Raw genomic sequence first — 22826 nt, 5'->3', positions numbered from 1 at the left:
GAAGAAAAAGCATGAAGACTTCAGCCAATAAACTCAACCTGTTTTCTTTTACAATGATCGTTGTGGGCCTGGTAATCGGTATGGGTATTTTCCGTACTGCTGCTACCAGTGCCAAAGACGCCATTGATCCTTCGGTTTATTTTAGTGCCTGGCTCATTGGTGGCTTGGTGGCCTTGTGTGGTGCATTAACGTATGCAGAGATCGGCAGCCGTTTTCCGGTAACCGGTGGTTATTATAAAGTGTTTGCACAGGCTTATCATCCCAGTATTGCCTTTGCCATTAACTGTTTGATACTAGTGAGTAATGCAGCCAGTTTAAGTGGCGTGGCATTGATCGGCAGCGGTTATCTGTTAAAATTATTTCCGGGCGAATGGACAGATATACATAAAGCATTGGTGAGTTGTGTGGCCATCGCTGTCTTTTATTTTATTAACCTGCGTGGATTGAAGTTGAGTTCCATGGCGCAGAATATTTTAATGATCATCAAGATCGGGATGATATTGGTGCTGATCGCTGCTTTATTCTTTCCTGATAAATATGCAGTGCAGGAAACAACCACTGCTGTAACAACATTCAGCAATATGGATTGGATCAAAAGCCTTGGTGTGAGTTTGATAGCTGTCTCCTTTACCTATGGCGGTTACCAGCAAACCATCAACTTTGGGAACGAAGTACAGAATCCCACTAAAAATATTCCACGTGGTATTTTCATGGGTATTGCCATCATCATTGGTTTGTATTTACTCGTCAACATGAGTTATTACAATCTCGTAGGTTTTCAGCAAATGAAAGGCGAACGTGAAATAGCGTATGTGGTGATCGATAAAATATTTGGTACAACAGGCGCTACCGTCTTCTCCGCCTTTTTATTTCTTGGCGTATTGGCTTATGTAAATGGATTACTGATGAGTAACCCAAGGGTAATGTATGCGATGGGTGATGATGGTAGTCTGCCGAAGATATTTGCAAAGCAAAATGAAAAAACGAATGTGCTCACTTTCTCATTAACAGTATTTGCTGCCATTTGTATCATCATCTTGTTCTTTGCACAGGAGTTTGAAAAGATATTGGCCTTCACCATTTTTCTTGATTGTTTCGGAATGGTGTTGAGCAGTGCTACTATTTTCTGGTTCCGTAAAAAGACGAAACATTTAGATGGAACAGGAATCTATAAGATGAAACTGTTTCCGTTGATGCCACTCATTTTTATTGCGGCTTACTTATTTGTAGGAACGAGTATTGCGATTGATGATCCTTCGGCTGCGTTAACAGGGTTGGGCGTTTTAGTAACATTCATCATTATCTATTTTATTTTTCATCGAAAAAAATAATCACATGCTGCAGAAACTCCGCACAGTTATTTATCGAACCAATGATCTTGCTGCTGCAAAAAGCTGGTACATTTCCCTCACAGGTAAAGAACCTTATTTTGATGAACCGTTTTATGTGGGGTTTGATATCAATGGCTTTGAGTTGGGACTTGATCCTGACATGAGCAAAACGCAAACAGGCAATCACAGCACATCTTATTGGAGTGTTGATGATCTGCAGGCTGCTGTTGACAAAGCAGTATCGCTTGGTGCAATTATTATTGATCCAGCACACAATGTTGGCGGCACAATTGAAGTCGCCATTGTAGAAGATCCTTTTGGTAATCATATCGGGTTTATAACCGGCGCATAATTTTTAATATGGACATTTCTTATATTCTCAACGAACTGGGCGAAGACCGTGAGCATTATTTCAATGCCATTGCACCGCCTATCATTCAAACTAGTAATTTTCGGTTTAACAAAGTAGATGAGTTGCGTGCTGCATTTGCAGATGAGATGAGCACTTATCTCTACAGTCGTGGATTGAACCCAACAGTTGATATTCTGCGTAAAAAATTAGCTGCATTGGATGGAGCAGAAGATTGTTTGGTATTTAACAACGGCGCAGCAGCCATCTTTGCCGGGGTGCTGGCGAATGTAAAAGCCGGCGATCATATTGTAAGTGTGAGCAAGCCCTACACATGGGTGCAACGTTTGTTTGATGTGATCCTTCCACGTTTTGCTGTCACTACAACCTATGTTGATGGAAGAGACGCAACCAATTATTTCAATGCAACAAGACCTGATACGACTTTCTATTACCTGGAAAGCCCCAACAGTTGGGATTTTGCGATGCAGGATATCTCTGCTATTGCGGCTTATGCCAAACAGCATAACATCATCACCTTAATTGATAACAGCTATTGCACGCCATTATATCAAAAGCCCATTGAAATGGGCATTGACCTGGCTATGCAAACAGCCACCAAGTATATCGGCGGGCATAGTGATACATTGGGCGGAGTATTAAGCGGTACACATGCCATGATGAAAAAGATCTTCGACAGTGAGTACCTTAACATCGGCAGCGGTATTCAGCCATTCAATGCGTGGTTACTCATCCGTGGATTGCGAACCCTACCTGCAAGGCTCGAACGCATTAACCGCACAACACAGGATGTTGTTGCTTTTGTTAAGGCGCACCCGGCGGTAAAGCGCATTCTTTATCCCTTTGATGAGAGTTTTCCGCAATATCAACTGGCCAAACAGCAAATGAAAGAGGCACCCGGCTTATTTTCTTTTTATGTAAAAGCAGAGAGCCGGCAACAGATTGTAACATTTTGCGAAAGTCTTCAACATATACAGATGGCTGTAAGCTGGGGCGGACATGAAAGCCTGTTGTTGCCCAAGTGTGCAGGACTACAGGATCATGAGTTTGATGCCGCCAATCCCGATCACCAGATGATGCGGTTGTATGTGGGTTTGGAAGAAGCAGCCTATCTGATTACTGACCTGAATCAGGCATTTGAGCGGTCTGGGTTAAAATGAAGGGTTTAATTTAGCCGGGAGTATTCTGGTCAGGACTTTCCCGCTTGTCAAAAAAGAATAAATTCGTGCCCCAAACGTCATAATATTGTCATCAATTGTATATGAAAAAAACACATTTTGTTATAATCTTATCATCATTGCTGTGCATCGGAACCTCAATTCAGGCCCAGGAAAAATGGGATCTTCGCCGTTGCGTTGAATATGCCATAGCAAATAACGTTAGCGTTAAACAGGCTGATGTACAGGCAAGACTTAGTAAGCTCACATTAAACCAGAGTAAATTACAACGTTGGCCCAGTGCTAATTTTCAGAACAGTAATGGTTTCCAGTTTGGTCGTTCTATCGATCCGGCAACCAACGGATTCACGACCGACCAGGTAACATTTTCGCAGTTTGGTCTTTCTACCAGTGTTACACTCTTTAATTTCAACTCCCAAAAGAATACGATCCTTGGAAACGAGTTGGATGCAAAGGCACAAGAAACTGCCGTTACAAGCCTGGCGAATGACATCTCATTAAATATTGCAGCTGCATACTTGCAGGCATTACTTTCAAGGGAGCAGATAAATATTTCAATTGTTCAGATCAATCAAACCAGGGAACAGCTCATCAATACCCGCAAATTAGTTGATGCAGGAAGCTTACCGGAGTTAAATGCTGCTGAGCTGGAAGCACAATTGGCAAGAGACAGTAGTGCCTACATTGCAGCGTTTACAACTTATCAGGGCAATTTGCTTTCGCTGAAAGCCTTTATGAATCTTGATCCTTCAGTTCCGTTTGAACTGGATATACCTCCTGTTGAACGTATTCCTGTTGAACAGCTTGCAGATCTGCAGCCTGAATCTGTTTACCTGCTGGCTGTAGCAAATATGCCGCTGCAGAAAGTAAATAATCTTCGTTTACAAGCTTTTGAAAAATACGTTAAAGCAGCAAGAGGAAATATGTACCCAAGTATTGGCGCATTCGGGAACCTCAATTCTGCTTACTCCAGTGCATTTAAATCATTACCAAAAGGAGCAAATGTTCCTATTGTTATCCCTATTGGTTATACGGGAAGTGGTAGTGCTCTAAATCCAAATGTATTTACAGAAAGATTTATTCCTTCGGGTTCACAAAAGGCAACATTTGGCCGCCAGCTCGATTATAACTTCCGTCAATCAATTGGTTTGAGTGTAAACGTTCCCATTTTTAATGGAGGACAGGCACGCACCGCATGGCAACGAAGCAAGTTGAATTATCAAAACCAACAGTTACAGGTTGAAAAAGATAATCAATCATTAAAGCAAAATATTTACACCGCTTATAATAGTGCATTGGCAGCTTTTCAACGTTACCAGGCATCTGTTAAAAGTGTACAGACTGCAGAGTATTCGTACGAGCTTTCAAGAAAGCGTTATGATGCAGGCCTGTTGCGGACAATTGACCTGATCACAAATCAGAGTAATTTATTCCGTGCAAGACTTGAAAGGATCTCTAACCAATACGATTATGTGTTTCGCATGAAAGTGCTGGAGTTCTATAAAGGACAGGGAATAAAATTATAAAGCAACACCATCTAATCAACAAAGGAATAACAACTGAATATGAATAAGAAAATCTGGTGGATCATCGGTATCCTCTTGGTGATAGCAACAACCCTTATCATCCTGAAGAAAAAAGAAGTGATCGGTAAAAAGGAAGCAACGAAAGTGGCTACTGAAAAGATCATTAAACGAACAATTATTGAAACAGTAAACGCAAGTGGTAAAGTATATCCCGAAGATGAGCGAAAGGTAAGCTCTGATGTGAGTGGTGAAGTAGTGGAGATGTATGTAGAAGAAGGCGATAGTGTACGTAAGGGTCAATTACTGGCAAAAGTTTTTGCGGACGTGTTAACTTCAGACAGAGACCGGGCTGCATCCATCGTTAACCAGCAGCAGGCACAGGTTGGAAATACTGAAGCATCTCTTCGTTCGTTTGAAGCAAGATTGAACCAGGCAAAACTTGCATACGACCGTCAGAAAAAATTATTTGATGAAAAAGTGATCTCCCGCCAGGAGTTTGAACAGGCAGAAAGCGCATACTTAACTGCAAGAGCGGATCTTGATGCAGCTAAGCAAACCATCCGCAGTGGTAAAGCAGGTGTGCAAAGTGCGCAGGCAAGTTTAACTGCAGCTAATAAAAATCTTTCCCGTACAACTGTTCTTGCTCCAATGGATGGTATTGTTTCTTTATTGGCAGTAAAAAAAGGTGAGCGTGTGGCCGGTAACAGTTTCAGTCTTGGTACAGAAATTATGCGTGTGGCAGATATGAGCAAGATAGAAGTGCGTGTTGATGTTGGTGAGAATGATGTTCCCAAAGTAAAAATTGGGGATAGTGCCATTGTGGAAGTGGATGCTTATAACGATCGCAAATTCAAAGGTGTGGTTACGCAGATATCAAGCAGCAGTACCTCTGCCCAGGCAACCGGTGCTGCAGCAGCATCAGGCGATGTAACAAATTATAAAGTGTATATCCGTATTGATCCTGCTTCTTATGCAGATCTCATTGATCCGGCAAAAGGAAAAAATCTTCCGTTCCGACCGGGTATGAGCGCAAGCGCTGATATTATGACCACAAAACAGGTAAATGTATTAGCTGTACCGATTCTTGCAGTTACCACCCGTGATAAAAATGAGCAGGGATCGAAAGCAAAGGCAAAAGAAGAAGCAGATAAAAAGAAAGCACAAGGACAGGAAGTAACAACGAACAATGCTGTAATGACAGATGAAATGGAAGAAGTGGTGTTTATTGTGCAGAAAGACGGTACTGTAAAGAAGGTAGCCATCCGCACAAATATTCAGGATAACGAATACATTGAAGTGATGAGTGGATTGAAAGAAGGTGATGAAGTGGTGAGTGCACCCTATAATACCATCAGCAAAACACTAAAAGACGGCATGAAAGTAACAGTGGTGCCAAAAGATAAAGTGTACGACGAAAAATAAATCGGAAAAAAAGAATCGTAAAATCCCGCCTGATGGCGGGATTCTTTTATTTTAGATGTTCTGAAAACTAATTGTTTGAAACAGGAAGAACTTAATCAGCAGTTTGCAATTATCGGGAGTGGCAGTTTTGCCACGGCTCTTGCGAAGATCCTCAATGGAAACGGCGTGCCCCTGAACTGGTGTGTGCGGAATCAGAACATTATTGATCAAATAAAAAAGCACGGTCATAATCCAAGCTATCTGCGATCGGCAACATTCAATACATCTTTGCTCACGTTAACGACAAACTTAACTGAAACAATTGAGCAATCCGATTACCTGATACTTGCCATTCCTTCTGCTTACACAGAAGAAGTACTGGATAAATTACCCAAAGATATTTTTGAAGGGAAGCAGATCATTTCTGCAATTAAAGGTATTATGCCTAACCGGAATATTCTGCTCAACGATTACCTTAAGAATGATTTTGGTTTTGATCCGAAGGATTATTACACCATCATGGGTCCTTGTCATGCAGAAGAAGTGGCATCTGAGAAATTATCGTATCTCACGTTTACAGGTCTTGATCAAACGACAACACAGTGGATCGCTGATCAATTCCGTAATCATTATATCAATACCGTAATCAATGATGATGTGTATGGTGTGCAGTTTGCAGCCATTCTCAAAAACATTTATGCACTGGGCAGTGGTATTGCACACGGGCTTGAGTATGGTGATAATTTTTTGAGTGTATTGATTGCTAATGCTGCCGATGAAATGGCGGGCTTCTTGCGCAAAGTTGGTATCCGCAATATGGAAGTGGGTGTGCACAAGGAACCAATTCCGGGAGTGCAGTTGATGAAAACTTCACTGCGTAAATCGGCTAACTATGCTGCAAGTGTGTACATGGGTGATCTGCTGGTAACCTGTTACTCGTTGTATAGCCGTAACCGTACGTTCGGGAATATGATCGGCAAAGGGTTTAGTGTAAAAGCTGCACAACTTGAAATGAATATGGTGGCCGAAGGTTATAATGCCAGCAAATGTTTTTACCTCATCAATAAGGAACTGGGTGCTGATATGCCCATTGCTACAGCTATCTATAAAATTTTGTGGGAAGATGTACAACCTGCTGAAGCATTTGAACAGTTGGAGCAGGTGTTGATTTAAACTGTGTCTATTGTCTTGAAGAGTGCTTTGTACGCAAACCTTTTTTCTTTACAGTTTTACCAGGTATTCATTATACTTAATTGAACTTTGATCCTTTAATATATGAACATGTTACGACTGCTCATTGCATTTACATTCTTTCTTTTTTTTACTGAAACCTTTGCACAGGATACCATTCGTTTTAAGCAGGGACTTGCAGTTGCAAGCGGCAGCCGTTACGGACGTGAAGCGATCTATACTGATCTGCTTGCATGGAAAATGTACAATGGTCAATTAGCTAAGCCCTTTGCGAATGCTGAATTTGGGACGAATGAAAAAGGGGAGAAGATCACCTGGCGTGAAATAACTGCTGACAGCAGCGGACGATTTCGTGTATTTGGACGAAACTTTCAACGTACAACCAATCCGTTTTTAAATCCCGGCTCGGCCGACAGAGGGAGTGATTATTTATACCTCACCTATAATAGTAAGAAGGCACAACCGGCGCTGCTGAATATTATGGGCAATAGTGCAGTGTATGTAAATGGAGCTCCGCATATGGGCGATCCTTATAGTTCCGGTTATATGTATGTGCCGGTAATGCTGAAAAAAGGATTGAACGAATTTTATATACGTGCTGCAAATGTGTTACCACAGCTTATTCTGAATGTAAAACCTGTACAGCTTTTAACCAATGATCTCACATTGCCAATTGTTGTTGCAGATCAACAAAACAAAAAAGTTAAAGCTGCTTTGGTTGTTGCCAATACTTCAGCAGTTGTTTTGAAAAATCTTCAACTGAAAACCTCACTTGCTGGAAAAGAAGCAACTGTTACAATCGCTTCCATTCCTGCAAGTGGCACACGGAAAGTGATCATTGAATTAGATGCTTCAGGTATTGCTGCAAAAGGAAAATACGATTGCAAGGTTTTGTTATTGCAAAATGGAAAAGCAGTGGATGAAAAAATAATTTCCATTGAAGCTGTTGAAAATGGAAGTCATTACAATAACACATTCATCAGCAATATCGATGGCAGCTTGCAATACTATGCTGTTACACCACAGCTTGGCGGATGGAAAAACAATGCTGCTTTATTTCTTTCGGTACATGGTGCAGGAGTGGAAGCAATAGGGCAGGCACGTGCATACAAACCGAAAGACTGGGGCACATTAGTAGCTGCCACTAACCGCAGGCCACGTGGTTTTAATTGGGAAGATTGGGGACGGCTTGATGCCTTGGAAGTGTTGACCATTGCAAAACAAACATTTCACCCCGATCCCAAACACATTTATTTAACCGGCCATTCAATGGGCGGTCATGGTACCTGGTTTCTTGGTGCTACTTATCCTGATAAATGGGCGGCCATTGCTCCGGCAGCAGGTTATGCTTCATTAAAAGATTATGGCTCTGCTGATGGACGAATACCCGACAGCAGCCGTAGTGCTTCAGAAAAAATATTACTACGTGCGGGCAATCAAAGTGATGTGCCCAAACTTGCGTTCAATTATAAACCGCTCGGCGTTTACATTCTTCATGGTGATTCAGATAGAGTAGTGCCTGTAACTTATGCAAGACAAATGCGTAAAGTGCTGGCCGATTTTCACAGCGATTATAATTATTACGAATATCCCGGTGGCGAACATTGGTTTGGCGACCAGAGTGTGGATTGGCCGCATATCTTCAGTTTCTTTAAATGGCACAGTATACCACATGATACATCAGTAAATACAATTGACTTTACAACTTCCAGTCCCGGTATTTCTTCAAGTTATCGCTGGGCAACAATTTATCAGCAACTGCATCCGTTGCAGTATAGCCGTATTCAATTGAAACGAAATAATAATTCAAAGACTATTACCGGTTCAACAGAAAATGTGTTGTTGTTGCAATTAGCTTTGAATGACTTTGGTGCAGGAGCCGATGTGAAAATTGTATTAGACAGCACTGCTGCTGTTTCGTATAAAACCTTTTCTGCTAACGATACAATTTTTGTTGTAAAAGAAAAGGACAAATGGGTGATGGTAACAAAACCAACTGCTGATGAAAAAAATCCGCAACGTTATGGAGCATTTAAAGAAGCGTTTAATCACCACATGGTATTCGTTGTAGGCACAGGTGGTACTAGTGAAGAAAAAGAAGCAACCATGAACAAAGCTGTTTATGATGCAGAAACCTGGTATTACCGGGGTAATGGTGCGGTTGATATTATTACGGATAAAGAATATTCGCCTGCTTTATATGCAGGACGGAATGTTATACTGTATGGCAATGCCAGCACCAATGCTGCCTGGAAAAGTTTACTCAGCGATTGTCCCATTCAGATAAATAATAATGAAGTAAAAGCAGGTGATGTAAAATGGAACGGGAATGATCTGGCTGCCTATTTCATCTGGCCGCAGAAAGATCCAAAATTACTTACAGGTGTAGTGGCTGCAACGGGTGTAGTTGGAATGAAAGCTGCTTATGCCAACCAGTATTTTGCAGGCGGCAGCGGCTTTCCCGATTTTATGATCTTTAATAGTGATATGTTGAAAGCGGATGATAAAGCGATTAAGCTGGCAGGTTTTTTTGATCATCAATGGAAACTTTCGCCTGTGGAATATGTATTGCAGAAGTAAGATAATTAGTGGTGATAAGTGTTAAAATTGATGATTGGCGCAAAGCAGCGATCGTCTATTCGTAACTTTATACAAACAAAAAACAATGCCTTTCTCTTTCACAGGTTTTGGTCCCTGGGCACTTCTGCTGATGTTGGCAGTCGGCATTGTGCAACATATAGTAAGCAACAGGCGTGCAAAAACTCATTCACATTAACCTGTTATTCCAATCTTACGGGAATCATTTCTTCTTTTTTAATTTCTGCCTGCATTCCTACCGCAGCTTTGTAATACTGCAGAATGGAAGCGATCATGGCCATATGGCTCACATCGTTGTAATTAAACCAATAGTGAATGCTTAGTTGATAGGCGTGGCAAAGCAAGGCAACAAACCCCCAGGCTGTTGCATAAAAAATATGTTTTAATGCCGGGTCTTTTGTTTTGCTGTACACATACAATTCAAAACAAAAAACAACGATTAATAAACCATACATGGCATGCATGATCACAAATGTGAAGCGGAGAGTGATCAATGAAAGGATCATGAATGTAAGTATCTCTGCATAATTGAACCATGAAAAAAACTGTCCGATATTTTTATTCATCAAGGGGCGGCTGTGAATAATAGCCGCACGTTCAAACACGGCCACGGCGGCCATGCTGATATACCATCCGGGAATTTTTCCGTACATACCTGTTTCATATAAAAATGCGTGGCCAATTACACCACCAAGAATTGTAGAGATACCCATCAGCAAAAAGAAAAGCGAAATCAAACGATGAGGAAGGGTTTGTGTTAATCCTTTCACCTGGAGTTTGCGGTAAGCATAAAAGCATGCTGCAGCAATAAAGAGGTTTGTAAGAACCGTAAACGGCTCCAGGATCTTTATGCCAAACAAATGCAAGTAAGGCATGTTTGTAAAATCAATAACAGGCTCCAGCATGAGGTGTAGTTTTGGTGGCAGCAACCCGAAAACACTTGCATTCTAATTTACAAAAAAGCCTTGAAAATATAAAGTACGTTTTTTAGAAGAACAGGTCGGAGGCAATGCTGTCGGCAAAGAGTTTTCCTTCCTTCGTAAGAATGAGATGATCGTTTGTATTCATCAGCAAGCCTTTACTTGCATAGGGAGCTGCTTCCGTTTTCAGCTGTGATGATTTGTCGCCGCCAAATTTTTGGCTGATATAGTTAAGATCGCAACCCTCCATGAGTCGCAAACTGGTCATGATATATTCGTTGAGCTGCTGCGTAGCCGTTAGTTCTTCTTTTTCAAACGAAACTATCCCCTGGTTGAGCGATTGAATATACAGTTGATTGTTGGCGATATTCCATTGCCTGCTAACGCCGTTAAATGAATGTGCCGATGGGCCTAAACCCAGATAATGCACGCCCTTCCAGTAACTGCTGTTGTGTTTACTACGATAACCGGGTTTTGCAAAATTGGAAATTTCATAATGTTCAAAACCGGCTTGTTGCAGATGATCCATCAGTATTAAAAACTGGCGGCTTTGTTGTTCCGGGTCAACATCCTGTTTTTGATGCTGACGTATCTGTTTATCCAGTGGTGTTTTTTCTTCAACCGTTAATGCATAACAGGAAAGATGATTGATGTTTTGCTGCAATACCCAGTTCAAATTATACAACCACTTCTCATCAGTTAAACCGGGCGTGCCATAGATCAGGTCAACCGTAAAACTATCGAAGCCTGCGGCTCTTGCTTTGCTGATCACTTGTTTTGCTTCATCGGCGGTATGTGCACGGTTCATCCACCGCAGATCTTCTTCAAACAACGATTGAATGCCGATACTGAGGCGGTTAAGGCCGAGTTGTTTCCAGCCTTTCAGCTTTTCATCCGTTACATCATCGGGGTTAGCTTCCAATGTTATTTCAGCCGATGAGTCAATGATAAAATACTGATGCAGTTGTTGCATGATCTGCTGCAATTCATCGATCTGCAGAATGCTGGGCGTACCTCCACCAAAATAAATTGTTTCAATCGTCTGGCCTTGCAGGTAGTTGGCTTTTGCCTGTAATTCAATCTCTTTCAATAAAGCCTGCACAAAATCGTTCTTGTAATGCAGACTGGTACTGAAATGAAAATTACAGTAATTGCATGCCTGCCTGCAAAACGGAATATGAATATAAATACCTGCCATCCTCAAACTGATACCTTAATTTCGAAACTGCAAAACTAACCGTTCGTGCTTCAAATCCGTTCAGCATTTTACAAAGCCATTTTTCTTGCAGCCTGTTGCTGTTTTTTTGTGATGCCTCTATCAGCACAAAAAAAGTATCAATTGCTGTATCGTTTTGCTGATTCGGTTGATGTCTCATCCTCTATTGGGTTAGTAAAAGAATTTGATGATAAGGGCGCCTGCAGCCAATACATTTTTGAATTGCCGAAACTGTTACAGAAGAAAGGATATATCACTGCTTCGGTTGATTCTGTACAAATGGATTCAACAAAAGCTGAAGTGTTGTTATTCCTTGGTCAAACATATCGTTGGGCATTACTCAATACATCAGCTGTGCCGCAGGACCTGCTGAATGCTGCAGGTTATCGTGATAAAAATTTCAAACAGCAGCCACTCGATTATGCAGCAGTACAATTATTGCAAACAAGATTGCTTGATAAACTTGAGAACACGGGTTATCCTTTTGCAAACGTTTATCTTGACAGTTTCACTCTGCAACAGGAAGGTATCACCGCAATATTAAAAATCGACAAGGGCCCGTTGTATAAGATCGACAGCATTCGTGTGTATGGCGATGTAAAGATCAGTAACCGTTTCCTGCAACGTTACCTGGAGATACAGGATGCTTCGATTTACCAGAAACAAAAACTGCTCAACATCAGTCCACGCTTATTGCAACTGCCGTATCTCCTCGAAGAACAAAAATGGAACATGAGTTTTTTAGGAACAGGTTCTATCGTTAATCTATATCTCAAAGAAAGAAAGAGCAGCCAGATCAATGGTATCATTGGTTTTCTTCCTTCAAACGATCAGTTGGGTGGTAATAAATTATTGGTGACTGGTGATTTCAATCTTAACCTGAAGAATGGATTTGGTTTGGGTGAAGCATTAACCATCGTGTTTCAACAGATACAGGTGCAATCGCCACGTTTGCAAATGGGCTACCTGCAACCATTTTTGTTCGGTTCGCCTTTTGGTGTAGATGTTTCATTTGATGGGTTGAAAAAAGACAGCAGCTTTCTCAACATCAATTTACAGTTGGGCGTGCAGTATGCATTTGGTGGAAACAGAAGTGGAAAAATATTTTACCAGCAATCCATTTCTAATTTGCTCACGGTTGATACAAATGCAATCCGTATCAGTAAGCGGTTGCCCGATCAGATCGATCAAACAACTTCAAACATTGGTTTGGAATACGAATGGTTTACGACCGATTATCGTTTCAATCCACGCAAAGGATTTGATATGAAGTTTACCGGTTCGGCCGGTATTCGAAAAATCAGACCCAATAACAATATCTCATCGTTGAAAAATCCAAACGATCCGGGTTTCAACTATCAATCGCTTTACGATTCAGTTGGCACAAGAGCTTATACGTTTCGTTTACGTGCAAGCGTAGCTAATTATTTAAAAGCAGGTAAGAACGCAGCGTTTAAAACAGCGATCAATGCAGGGTTCATTCAAAGCCCCCGCATTTTCCGGAATGAGTTGTATCAATTAGGTGGTTTTCGTTTGTTGCGTGGGTTTGATGAAGAAAGCATTTTTGCATCAGCTTATGCGGTGTTAACAGCCGAATACCGCATTCTTATCGGGCTCAACAGTTATATCTATGCATTTGCCGATGGGGGATGGGTGCGTAACAACAGCCAGTTTGCCAATACCAGCAACAACTTCATTGGTTCAGGTTTGGGTATGGCCTTTGAAACAAAAGCAGGTATTTTCAATATCGCTTTTGCGGCAGGTAAAAGAGATGATTCACCTTTAAACCTGCGCCAAAGTAAAATTCACTTTGGTTATGTGAATTTTTTCTGATGGTTGATGATCGCTTGATTATTTTTGCAACCAACCCATGCGTTTCATTTTATTCTTACTTCTTTTATCGGTTCAATTTACTGTTGCAGCACAGGATACTTCCGTTGTGCAACGGAAGCCTGACAGTGTTTCAGTAACTGCACCGGTTGTAGTTGCAAAAGATACGGTTCAGCAATTGCAGACAGTTCCATTCGTTTCCTTTGATTCCTGTTACAAAGCTATTCTTGCAAAAAGCAGGTTGAATCTTTTTGCAAAACCTCAGTTCCAGATCGAAAAAGAAAAACAGGTTGAAAGCAGGGATTGGCTGTTCTATTATATTTTGGGTATTGCCTTGTTGTTTGGATTGCTTCGTATCACTTACCTGCGTTATTTCAGCGATATGTTCAGGGTGTTCTTCCGCACTTCGTTGCGTGTGAACCAGATCAGGGAACAGTTGGTGCAATCGGGTTTGCAGTCGTTATTGTTCAATTTGTTTTTTGCCGTGGCGGCCGGTACCTATGTGTACCTGCTCATCAGTTATTTTGATGTATCGGTTAAATTACCCGATCTGTTTATACCGCTTGTTACGACAGCCGCCATTGCCCTGATGTACCTCGGTAAGTATGTTTTTCTGCAGGTAAGCGGCTGGTTGTTTGGAATGAAGAATGCCGCTGAAACCTATTCGTTTATTGTTTTCCTGATCAATAAAATTGTGGGTATTGTATTGCTTCCTTTCCTGTTTGTGATCGCTTTTGCTGAAAAAGAGCTGGCAGGCATAGCCATTACTATTTCATTGGTTGTCATTATAGGACTTTTCCTTTACCGCTTTCTGCGGGCCTACCGCCCTGTGCAGGCAGAAATCAAGGTTGGCAGGTTCCATTTTTTCATTTTTTTCATGGCTTTTGAGATCGCCCCGTTGCTGGTTATCTATAAGTTGATCCTTGGCTTTTTGTAAACAATTGTACTTACCTTTGCAGAAATTTTCCTTTTCCACGTATGGAAAAACACGGTATGAAGCCCCAAAAAGAGAAAGCGATCAAAAACATCCTGATAACGCAGCCAAGGCCAGAATCCGATAAGTCGCCATACTACGAGCTTGCCAGGAAATACAACTTACAGTTGTCGTTTCAGCCCTTTATACGTATTGAAGGAATCCCCTCTAAAGATTTCAGAAAACAAAAGATCGATATCACCGCTTATTCGGCTGTTATTTTCACCAGCCGCAATGCCATTGATCATTTTTTTCGCACCTGCGAAGAAATGAGAATATCTGTTTCGCAGGAAACAAAGTATTTCTGCATTACAGAAGCTGTGGCATTGTATCTCCAGAAGTTTATCCTCTACCGGAAACGCAAAGTATTTTATGGCGCCGACGGTACCAATAAAAGTTTGTTTGATGTGGTGAACAAACACAAAAGCAACGAAAAGTTTTTATACCCCTGCAGCGAAAATATTGATAACGAGATCACGACCTGGCTTCGTAATCATAACTGCGAGTTTGCAACACCTATTCTCTACAAAACTGTCAGCAATGATGTAAAGGACCTGATCACTGAAGGTGACTTTGACATCATTTGTTTTTTCACCCCAAGCGGTGTAAAAAGCCTCATCGAAAATTTACCCAAGTACAAACAGAACGGAACGTTTATTGGTGCTTTTGGTGCTAATACGTTTAAAGCGGTTGAAGAGGCCGGACTGCAGTTGCAGATTAAGGCACCCGATCCGCAGGCGCCAAGTATGGTTTCTGCTTTGGATAAGTTTCTGGCACAGGCTTCCAAATAATTTCATTTACTTTTTTTCGTTGTAAACAGACTAGGGTTTTTCTTCCAGAGCCCCCAATCCAAACGTTTTCGGGCGATGTCTTGCGAAGCCGACTCGCCGCATTTTGTAACAGCTATGATCTTGTTTATAATCTTTTCGTTGATCTGAAACAGCAAACACGATTTCCAAATAATTTCATTTACCTTTTTTCTGTTGTAAACAAAGTAGGTTTGCGGTTGAATCAACAGCAGTAATCTTCTATGGCACATACCAATCGTCTTACTAAAGAAAGCAGCCCTTATTTATTGCAGCATGCACATAATCCGGTGGATTGGTTTCCATGGGGTGAAGAAGCATTGAAAAAGGCTGTTGAAGAAGATAAGCCGGTGTTGGTGAGTATTGGTTATTCATCCTGTCATTGGTGTCATGTAATGGAAAGAGAAAGTTTTGAAGATGAAACGACTGCCGATATCATGAACCGGCTTTTTATCAATATAAAAATTGACAGGGAAGAACGTCCCGATCTTGATCATATTTACATGGATGCCGTGCAGGCAATGACCGGAAGCGGTGGTTGGCCATTGAATGTTTTTCTGACACCCGATCTGAAACCGTTTTATGGCGGTACCTATTATCCACCGATTAAAGCTTTTAACCGCAGTTCGTGGAAAGAAGTGTTGTATGGAGTTGCCAATGCATTTAAAGAGAAAAGGGAAGAGATAGAACAACAGGCAACAGAACTCGTACAACATTTACAAAACGCCAATTCATTCGGCACACAAAAAGTATTGAAGTTTGATCTGCCTGCAGAAGAATTGTTTCCAAATAAGCAAGCTGAATTAATGTTTGATGCTGTTATGAAAACAGCTGATCGTAGCTGGGGTGGTTTTGGTAATGCACCAAAATTTCCTCAAACATTTACGATTGGTTACTTGCTGCAGTATTATCATTTCACCGGTAATAAAGAAGCCTTGGCGCAAGCCTGTCTCAGTCTTGAAAAAATGATCGAAGGTGGTATTTATGATCATGTGGGCGGTGGCTTTGCACGGTATAGCACAGACGCAGAATGGCTGGCTCCCCATTTTGAAAAAATGCTTTATGATAATGCATTACTGGTGATCGTTCTTAGTGAAGCATGGCAACTCACAAAGCAACCTCAGTATAAAAGGGCCATTGAAGAAACACTGGTCTTCATTGAACGGGAAATGACATCTTCTGAAAACGGATTCTATTCTGCGTTAGATGCCGATAGTGAAGGCGTTGAAGGTAAATATTACACCTGGAAAAAACAGGAAGTGGAAGATGTTTTGAAAGAAGATGCAGCACTGTTCTCTAAATTTTACGATATAACAGAGCATGGTAACTGGGAAGATGTGAACATTCCACGTATCAAACAAAAAGCTGAATCATTTTGTGCCGAGAATGGGTTGGAATTAAGTGCGTTTGAAAAGAAGATGAAATCCTGTCTTGCTCTTCTTCTAAAAACAAGAGAAAAACGGATCAAACCATTGCTTGATGATAAGATCCTGCTCAGTTGGAATGCATTAATGAACGATGCTTACAGCAGTGCTTTTGCAGCAACAGGAAAAGAGGTCTACAGGCAAAAAGCCATCAGCAATATGCAGTTTCTGTTGAAGGTATTTGAACACAGAGATGGTTTGTGGCATGTTTACAAAGATGGAACGGCTAAGCATCCGGCGTTTCTGGATGATTATGCTTATCTCATTAAAGCGCTTTTGCATTTGCAGGAAATAACTTCCGATACCAACTATCTGCTCAAAGCAAAGGAGTTGATGGCTGCAGCAATTGATCAGTTTGGTGAGGAAGAAACCGGTTATTTTTTCTTCACAGCCGCCAATCAACCGGACATCGTGGTCCGGAAAAAAGAAATTTATGACGGGGCGACGCCTTCGGGTAATGCAGTTATGGCGGTCAATCTTCAAAAACTGGGCATCTTTTTCCATAAGCCTGAATGGACGGAACGGAGCACAAAAATGCTGCTCGGTTTACAAGATGTAATGGTGCGATACCCCGGTTCTTTTGGGGTTTGGGCAGGTCTTTTGCAGAATCGGATCAATGGATTCAGGGAGCTGGCGATCGTTGGAAATGCACACGAATCAAAAAGAGACGAGGTTTTAGGCTGGTACAGACCCAATATAATTATGCAGTCTTCCACAAAAAGTAATAGTAGTTTCCCGCTATTATTAAATAGGGACTCGCCCCCGGGCATCACCTTTTTTTACTTATGTAAGGAATATGCCTGCCTCCAACCAACCGCTGAAACACAGGAAATACGGGCAGTTTTGACTTCTGTCACTGGGTAAAACAATAAAAATATTGATTCCCCGTTATCGACTACGAGCTGTAAAAACATTTTGAATAATTAAAAATTAATTACTAGCATTGCGATGAGTTTTAAGGTCAATCCTGAAAGGGATCACTTAAATTTGTCCAATACCTTAATCAAGAAAATTAAATTCTTAACAAATGAAGAACCAACTGTTAAGTTGCCTAACAATCGCCGCCTTATCCGTACTAGCTGTTAGCTGCGGTAAATCGAAGTCATCTTCGAAATCAGCAAACAACGGTCAACTTGTTGGTGCATCCTACAACGCCAAACAAAACAACAACACACATCTTGGAATGGTGATGATTCCTCAAGGTACCTTTCACATGGGCCCAAGTGATGAGGACATCAACTATGCGTACACTGCACGTAACCGCCAGGTATCGATCAGCGGTTTCTGGATGGATGCGACTGAAGTTACTAATAGCGAATACAAGCAGTTTGTGTTCTACGTTAGGGATTCCATTGCGGCAACTGTGTTAAACTACATCGATCCTAAAACCAATTCCATCGACTGGAAAAAAGCCGCTGGTATCTGGAAAGAGAAGAATGTATATGAGAAACTCGGCCAGATGATGATGGCTCCGGATGATCGTATTTTCGGTAAAATGGAAATCGATCCTGATAAACTCATTTATCAGGAAGAGTATGTGGACTACAAAGCAGCTGCTTACCGTAAACCAAATGAACCCCGTTCAAAATTCATTATTAAGAATCCCGTTAAAGTATATCCCGATACATTGGTATGGGTGCGTGATTTCTCTTACAGTTATAATGAGCCAATGAGCCAGCGTTATTTTGCTCACCCGGCTTTTGCGAACTATCCTGTAGTTGGTACAACCTGGAAACAAGCGAACGCTTTTTGTAACTGGCGTACACGTCACCTCAATGATTTTAATGATAAGAAAGGATATGCTACAGAATCAAGCTACCGCTTGCCATCTGAAGCAGAATGGGAATATGCAGCCCGTGGCGGACGTTCACAATCAATGTTCCCTTGGGGTAACTATTATCTCCGCAACCGTAAAGGATGTTTAATGGCCAACTTTAAACCCGGCCGTGGTAACTATCCTGAAGACGGTGGTTTCTATACTGTACGTGCTGATGCTTACTGGCCAAATGACTTCGGTCTTTACAACATGGCCGGTAACGTGGCAGAGTGGACAGGTTCTCTTTACTATGAAGGAGCTTACAATTTTGCACATGACATGAACCCGGATATCCGTTACAATGCGAAGGACAGCGATCCTCCCCGTATGAAACGTAAAGTGGTTCGTGGTGGTAGCTGGCAGAGTGTAGGTTATTTCCTGCAAACAAGTACCCGTAACTATGAGTATCAGGATACAGCAAAATCATACATCGGTTTCCGTTGTGTGATCAACCTGCCACCTATGATGCGCAAACGTTAATCATCACCATTGAAATTTATAATCCTAATATTTACCTTTTAGTCCAAAAACCTAAGTTTTTTGAGCTGATCACAAACCATCATTGATTTACCTTTTTTAAAACCAACTTTTATGGCAGTCTCTAAATCAACCGAAAAAATCACGAACATTATCGTTTCCGCAGGTGCAGCAGTTGTAATCTTCGGAGCGTGGGCCAAGATCCTTCACCTTTCATTTGCAGATATGATGCTTACAGTAGGTCTGTTGACCGAAGCAGGTATCTTCTTAGTATATGCTTACTTAGCCTCACAGGGTTATGGTATGCACGATGATCATAAAGCAGCAGTTCCGGCAGGAACGCCTGCACTCGCTTCATTAGACAAAATGATGAGTGATGCAGATATTACACCGGCAAATCTCCGCAGCCTTGGAGAAAATTTCCAAAAGCTCAACAGCACTGTTGGTGGTATTAAAGATGTAAGTGATGTAGTTTCTTCAACCGGCCAGTTAAGCGCCTCTTCAAAAGAAGCTGCGAAAGTATTGGATGGTATGAAAGATGCTTACCAGCAAGCTGCTTCAACCGTTTCTTCTTTCAATCTAGCTGCAGAAGGTACAAAAGCATACCATGAGCAGGTACAGGTTATGACGAAGAATCTCGGTTCTTTAAATACGATCTATGAATTGGAATTACAGGATACCAATAATCACCTGAAAGCAATGAATAAATTCTACGGCAACCTTACACAGGCTTCTGAAGCTATGTTAGGTAGTGTAGATGATGCTAAGAAAGCACAAGAGCAAATCGGTTCTTTAGCAAGAAACCTTGGCACGTTGAATAACATCTATGGTAACATGATCAATGCAATGCAGGGACGTTAATATGAATCAACAGAAGAGCAACCAAAACTATTTCCTGATTTAAAACCAAAATCCGAAAAAGATGGCACTACCTAAAGAGCCCCGGCAGAAGATGATCAACCTGATGTACCTGGTGTTAACAGCACTGTTGGCACTCAACGTATCAGCAGAGATCATCAATGCATTTAAAGTAGTTGACAATAGTCTTACCACTACCAATACAGTTGTTAACCGTTCTACAGAAACGATCATGGAATCGTTTAAAATAAAGCTTGCAGCACCTGAATCGAAAGCCAAAGCAGAAGTTTGGATGCCAAAAGCCGAGACCGCTGTTCGGTTAACAAAAGAGGTAACTGACTATATTGAGCAACTGAAACTGAAATTAAAAATTGAAGCAGGGTACGATCCAAAAGATCCTGAATCAAAATTCAAAGAAGATAACGTAGATATCGCTACCCGTATCATGGATAAGCAGGGTGAAGGCGAAAAGCTCAGAACGAAATTAGAGCAGTATAAAAAAGCTATGCTGGCTATTGATCCGGAAGTAGCTAAAATGTTTGAAAAGAATTTGCCGATCAATACTGAAATTCCTAAGTCAAATACCCGTCAAATGGGTAAAGTAACCTGGGCTTCAGCTTATTTCCACATGACGCCTACTGTTGCGGCATTAACCATGCTCAGCAAATTTCAAAACGACGTTAAAACAACAGAAAGTCGTTTTGTAAATGAATTCCATAACCGTGTGGGTCAGGTAGTAGTTCGTTTTGATGCGTTTGAACCCATTGTAGGTTCTAACACGACTTACCTTTTCCCGGGACAGGAAATGGAAATCACTGCAGGTCTGGCAGCATTCAGTAAGAGCAAGCTTCCTACTGTAAGTATTGCAGGAACACCCGTTGAATTGAACGACAAAGGAATGGCGGTAAGAAAATATAAGGTAGGAAGTACCAGCGGTTCGGTAAAAGTTGTTGTTAGCTACACTGATCAGGATGGTAATCCTGCAAAAAAGGAAGTTGACCTCAATTATACGGTGGGTACCGCAACAGGTGCTTTTGTAAGTGCTGAAAAAGTAAAAGTATTATACATCGGTTTGGATAACGAACTCGCTGTTAGTGGCGGTAACGTAGGTGATGAAAAAGTAACGGTAGGTATCAACAATGGCTCATTGAGCAAAATTGGCCCCGGTCGTTATATTGCCAAGCCTACAACACCAGGAAAAGCTGTTATTACTGTTAATTCTGATGGTAAGCCAAGCAGCTTTGAATTCAGAGTGAAAACAGTTCCCGATCCAACACCAATGGTTGGTGCCAGTAAAGGCGGACGTATTCCTGCCAATGTATTTAAAGCACAAAGAGGTATCAGAGCCGAGCTTGAGAACTTCGTGTTCGAAGGTGTAAGCTTTACTGTTACCGGTTATACTTTCTATGCAACAGGTGCAGGCTTCCCGGATGCAGGTGTTAAACCAGGTATCCGCAGCAACACATTTGATGCTGTACAGGATCTGATGAACCGTTGCAAACCCGGTACAACTGTAGTACTTGATGAAATAAAAGCAGTTGGACCAGGCGGTAACACAAGAACTTTGCCCACAATGGCGTTTAATCTATATTAAAAGACACGATCATGAAAATGAAAAGCCTTACAGTTGGTTTGTTGTTAGCTTCCCTGATGATTTCGGGAGTGGTTTCTGCGCAACAGCGGAAGAAAACAACACGTAAAACAACAACGCCACCAGCTCAATCTTCCGGCTATGGTTCGTCAGGGTATGGTACAACGCCAACTCAGCAACAACCAACGCAGCAGACTTCTTCATATGGTAATAATAACCAACAGCAACCTACTAATCAGCCACAGGCGAATATTCCGATTGTGGTGGTTAAATCAACAGGTAATGCTGCTTTGGATACAATAAAGCCATCGCTCCGAAACGATGCTTCTATTGAGCGTAACCTCATCAAAGATCGTCAGCCATTGGCTTATGAGAATATTCGTGAAGATGATGCGGTTTATCGCCAACGTGTTTGGAGAGAGATCGACACTCGTGAAAAAATGAATCTGCCTTTCCGTTATTCAGCTGATGAAGACAACGGTAATCAACGTTTCATTTCAATCATCCTGAAAGCAATCAGAGACAGAGAAATAACCGCTTTCGATCCGCTTGATGATCGGTTTACTACACCATTAACGCCCCAGGCTGTAATGGAATCATTTTCAGGTGGTGTTGATACCGTTCCTGTTTATGATTTACAAGGTAACATCGAACGTTACGAGGTTCGTACAAAAGAAGTTGATCCTGACAGTATCTATCAGTTCAGAGTAAAAGAGGAGTGGGTGTTCGATAAAGAATCTTCCCGCATGTTTGTAAGAATTCTTGGAATTTGCCCGGTGAAACCTATTTATACGTCAACAGGTCAATTTATTGATATGTCGCCTTTGTTCTGGATCTATTATCCGGATGCACGTGGTGTACTCTCAAGATTCGAAGCATTCAATGGTAAAAACTTTGGTGCACGTATGACATGGGAAGAGCTGTTTGAGAACCGTATGTTCAGCAGTTATATCACGAAGACAACCATGGACAATCCATATGACCGTCGTTTAAAAGATTTCATCAAGGATCCGATCCTTCGTTTACTGGAAGGTGAAAATATCAAGGATAAGATCTTTAACTACGAGCAGGATTTGTGGTCGTACTAAGCGCCTAAAAACTATTTATAAGAAACCGCCCTAAAGGCGGTTTTTTTATGTGGGTAAGCGAAATAAAAAAATTGAATGACAGGGATTTAGGCCTGAAAATGGCCATTTAATAATACCGAAAAAATACTGAGAAATTTTAAAAATACCCGCTTTGAGGTATTGCTTTTATACCAACTGTTTGTATCTTCGTTACGGTTTTTCATAGGATATTGGATTTTAAAGACGGGGCTGG

General features: G+C 41.4%; 17 protein-coding genes. 15 read left to right on the top strand and 2 right to left on the bottom strand.

Annotation, left to right across the window (positions count from 1 at the left end):
- Window positions 1-11 precede the first annotated feature (11 nt).
- The 7 genes from H4075_RS18085 (at window position 12) to H4075_RS18055 (ending at window position 9577) form a co-directional block, all read left to right on the top strand.
- The gene (locus H4075_RS18085) at window positions 12-1331 is read left to right on the top strand and encodes an APC family permease (protein WP_182802225.1); all 1320 of its coding nucleotides are present in this window, start codon (window positions 12-14) and stop codon (window positions 1329-1331) included.
- A gap of 4 nt (window positions 1332-1335) precedes the next feature.
- Window positions 1336-1683 carry a VOC family protein gene (locus H4075_RS18080; RefSeq protein WP_182802224.1) on the top strand — a complete coding sequence of 116 codons (348 nt, stop codon included), beginning with the start codon at window positions 1336-1338 and terminating at the stop codon, window positions 1681-1683.
- 8 nt (window positions 1684-1691) lie between these two features.
- Window positions 1692-2861 carry a trans-sulfuration enzyme family protein gene (locus tag H4075_RS18075; protein WP_182802223.1) on the top strand — a complete coding sequence of 390 codons (1170 nt, stop codon included), beginning with the start codon at window positions 1692-1694 and terminating at the stop codon, window positions 2859-2861.
- A 101-nt stretch (window positions 2862-2962) separates the two neighbouring features.
- Window positions 2963-4405: a TolC family protein gene (locus tag H4075_RS18070; protein WP_182802222.1), complete on the top strand. Its 1443-nt coding sequence runs from the start codon at window positions 2963-2965 to the stop codon at window positions 4403-4405.
- A 39-nt stretch (window positions 4406-4444) separates the two neighbouring features.
- Complete coding sequence (locus H4075_RS18065; RefSeq protein WP_182802221.1) at window positions 4445-5827, top strand: efflux RND transporter periplasmic adaptor subunit; 1383 nt, start codon at window positions 4445-4447, stop codon at window positions 5825-5827.
- Window positions 5828-5902: 75 nt separating this feature from the next.
- Complete coding sequence (locus H4075_RS18060) at window positions 5903-6979, top strand: NAD(P)H-dependent glycerol-3-phosphate dehydrogenase (protein WP_182802220.1); 1077 nt, start codon at window positions 5903-5905, stop codon at window positions 6977-6979.
- A gap of 108 nt (window positions 6980-7087) precedes the next feature.
- The gene (locus H4075_RS18055) at window positions 7088-9577 is read left to right on the top strand and encodes a prolyl oligopeptidase family serine peptidase (protein ID WP_182802219.1); all 2490 of its coding nucleotides are present in this window, start codon (window positions 7088-7090) and stop codon (window positions 9575-9577) included.
- A gap of 200 nt (window positions 9578-9777) precedes the next feature.
- On the opposite strand, the gene H4075_RS18050 is transcribed toward H4075_RS18055, so the two are convergent.
- Both H4075_RS18050 and hemW read right to left on the bottom strand, forming a co-directional pair.
- Complete coding sequence (locus H4075_RS18050) at window positions 9778-10500, bottom strand: DUF6962 family protein (RefSeq protein WP_182802218.1); 723 nt, start codon at window positions 10498-10500, stop codon at window positions 9778-9780.
- Between the two features lie 82 nt (window positions 10501-10582).
- A complete protein-coding gene (gene hemW, locus H4075_RS18045) occupies window positions 10583-11713 on the bottom strand; it encodes a radical SAM family heme chaperone HemW (RefSeq protein ID WP_182802217.1) in 1131 nt (376 codons plus the stop codon).
- A gap of 45 nt (window positions 11714-11758) precedes the next feature.
- On the opposite strand from hemW, the gene H4075_RS18040 reads away from it, so the two are divergent.
- The 8 genes from H4075_RS18040 to porN all read left to right on the top strand — a co-directional run bounded on the left by H4075_RS18040 (window position 11759) and on the right by porN (window position 22594).
- Window positions 11759-13564, top strand: coding sequence for a ShlB/FhaC/HecB family hemolysin secretion/activation protein (locus tag H4075_RS18040; RefSeq protein WP_182802216.1), 1806 nt, complete (start codon window positions 11759-11761; stop codon window positions 13562-13564).
- 37 nt (window positions 13565-13601) lie between these two features.
- Window positions 13602-14498: a DUF4271 domain-containing protein gene (locus H4075_RS18035; RefSeq protein ID WP_182802215.1), complete on the top strand. Its 897-nt coding sequence runs from the start codon at window positions 13602-13604 to the stop codon at window positions 14496-14498.
- 56 nt (window positions 14499-14554) lie between these two features.
- Window positions 14555-15325: a uroporphyrinogen-III synthase gene (locus H4075_RS18030; protein ID WP_182802214.1), complete on the top strand. Its 771-nt coding sequence runs from the start codon at window positions 14555-14557 to the stop codon at window positions 15323-15325.
- A 239-nt stretch (window positions 15326-15564) separates the two neighbouring features.
- On the top strand, window positions 15565-17628 hold the full coding sequence (locus tag H4075_RS18025) for a thioredoxin domain-containing protein (RefSeq protein WP_182802213.1): 2064 nt from the start codon (window positions 15565-15567) through the stop codon (window positions 17626-17628).
- A gap of 163 nt (window positions 17629-17791) precedes the next feature.
- Window positions 17792-19060, top strand: coding sequence for a T9SS ring complex lipoprotein PorK/GldK (gene porK, locus H4075_RS18020; RefSeq protein ID WP_182802212.1), 1269 nt, complete (start codon window positions 17792-17794; stop codon window positions 19058-19060).
- Window positions 19061-19171: 111 nt separating this feature from the next.
- Complete coding sequence (gene porL / locus H4075_RS18015) at window positions 19172-19918, top strand: type IX secretion system motor protein PorL/GldL (protein WP_182802211.1); 747 nt, start codon at window positions 19172-19174, stop codon at window positions 19916-19918.
- Between the two features lie 61 nt (window positions 19919-19979).
- Window positions 19980-21509, top strand: coding sequence for a type IX secretion system motor protein PorM/GldM (gene porM / locus H4075_RS18010; RefSeq protein WP_182802210.1), 1530 nt, complete (start codon window positions 19980-19982; stop codon window positions 21507-21509).
- Between the two features lie 11 nt (window positions 21510-21520).
- On the top strand, window positions 21521-22594 hold the full coding sequence (porN, locus tag H4075_RS18005; protein ID WP_182802209.1) for a type IX secretion system ring subunit PorN/GldN: 1074 nt from the start codon (window positions 21521-21523) through the stop codon (window positions 22592-22594).
- Window positions 22595-22826: the final 232 nt, after the last annotated feature.

This window comes from Lacibacter sediminis (assembly GCF_014168535.1).
Lineage (GTDB): Bacteria > Bacteroidota > Bacteroidia > Chitinophagales > Chitinophagaceae > Lacibacter > Lacibacter sediminis.
Note: the sequence above shows the minus strand (reverse complement) of the source record. Positions and strands in the feature narration are given on the sequence as shown.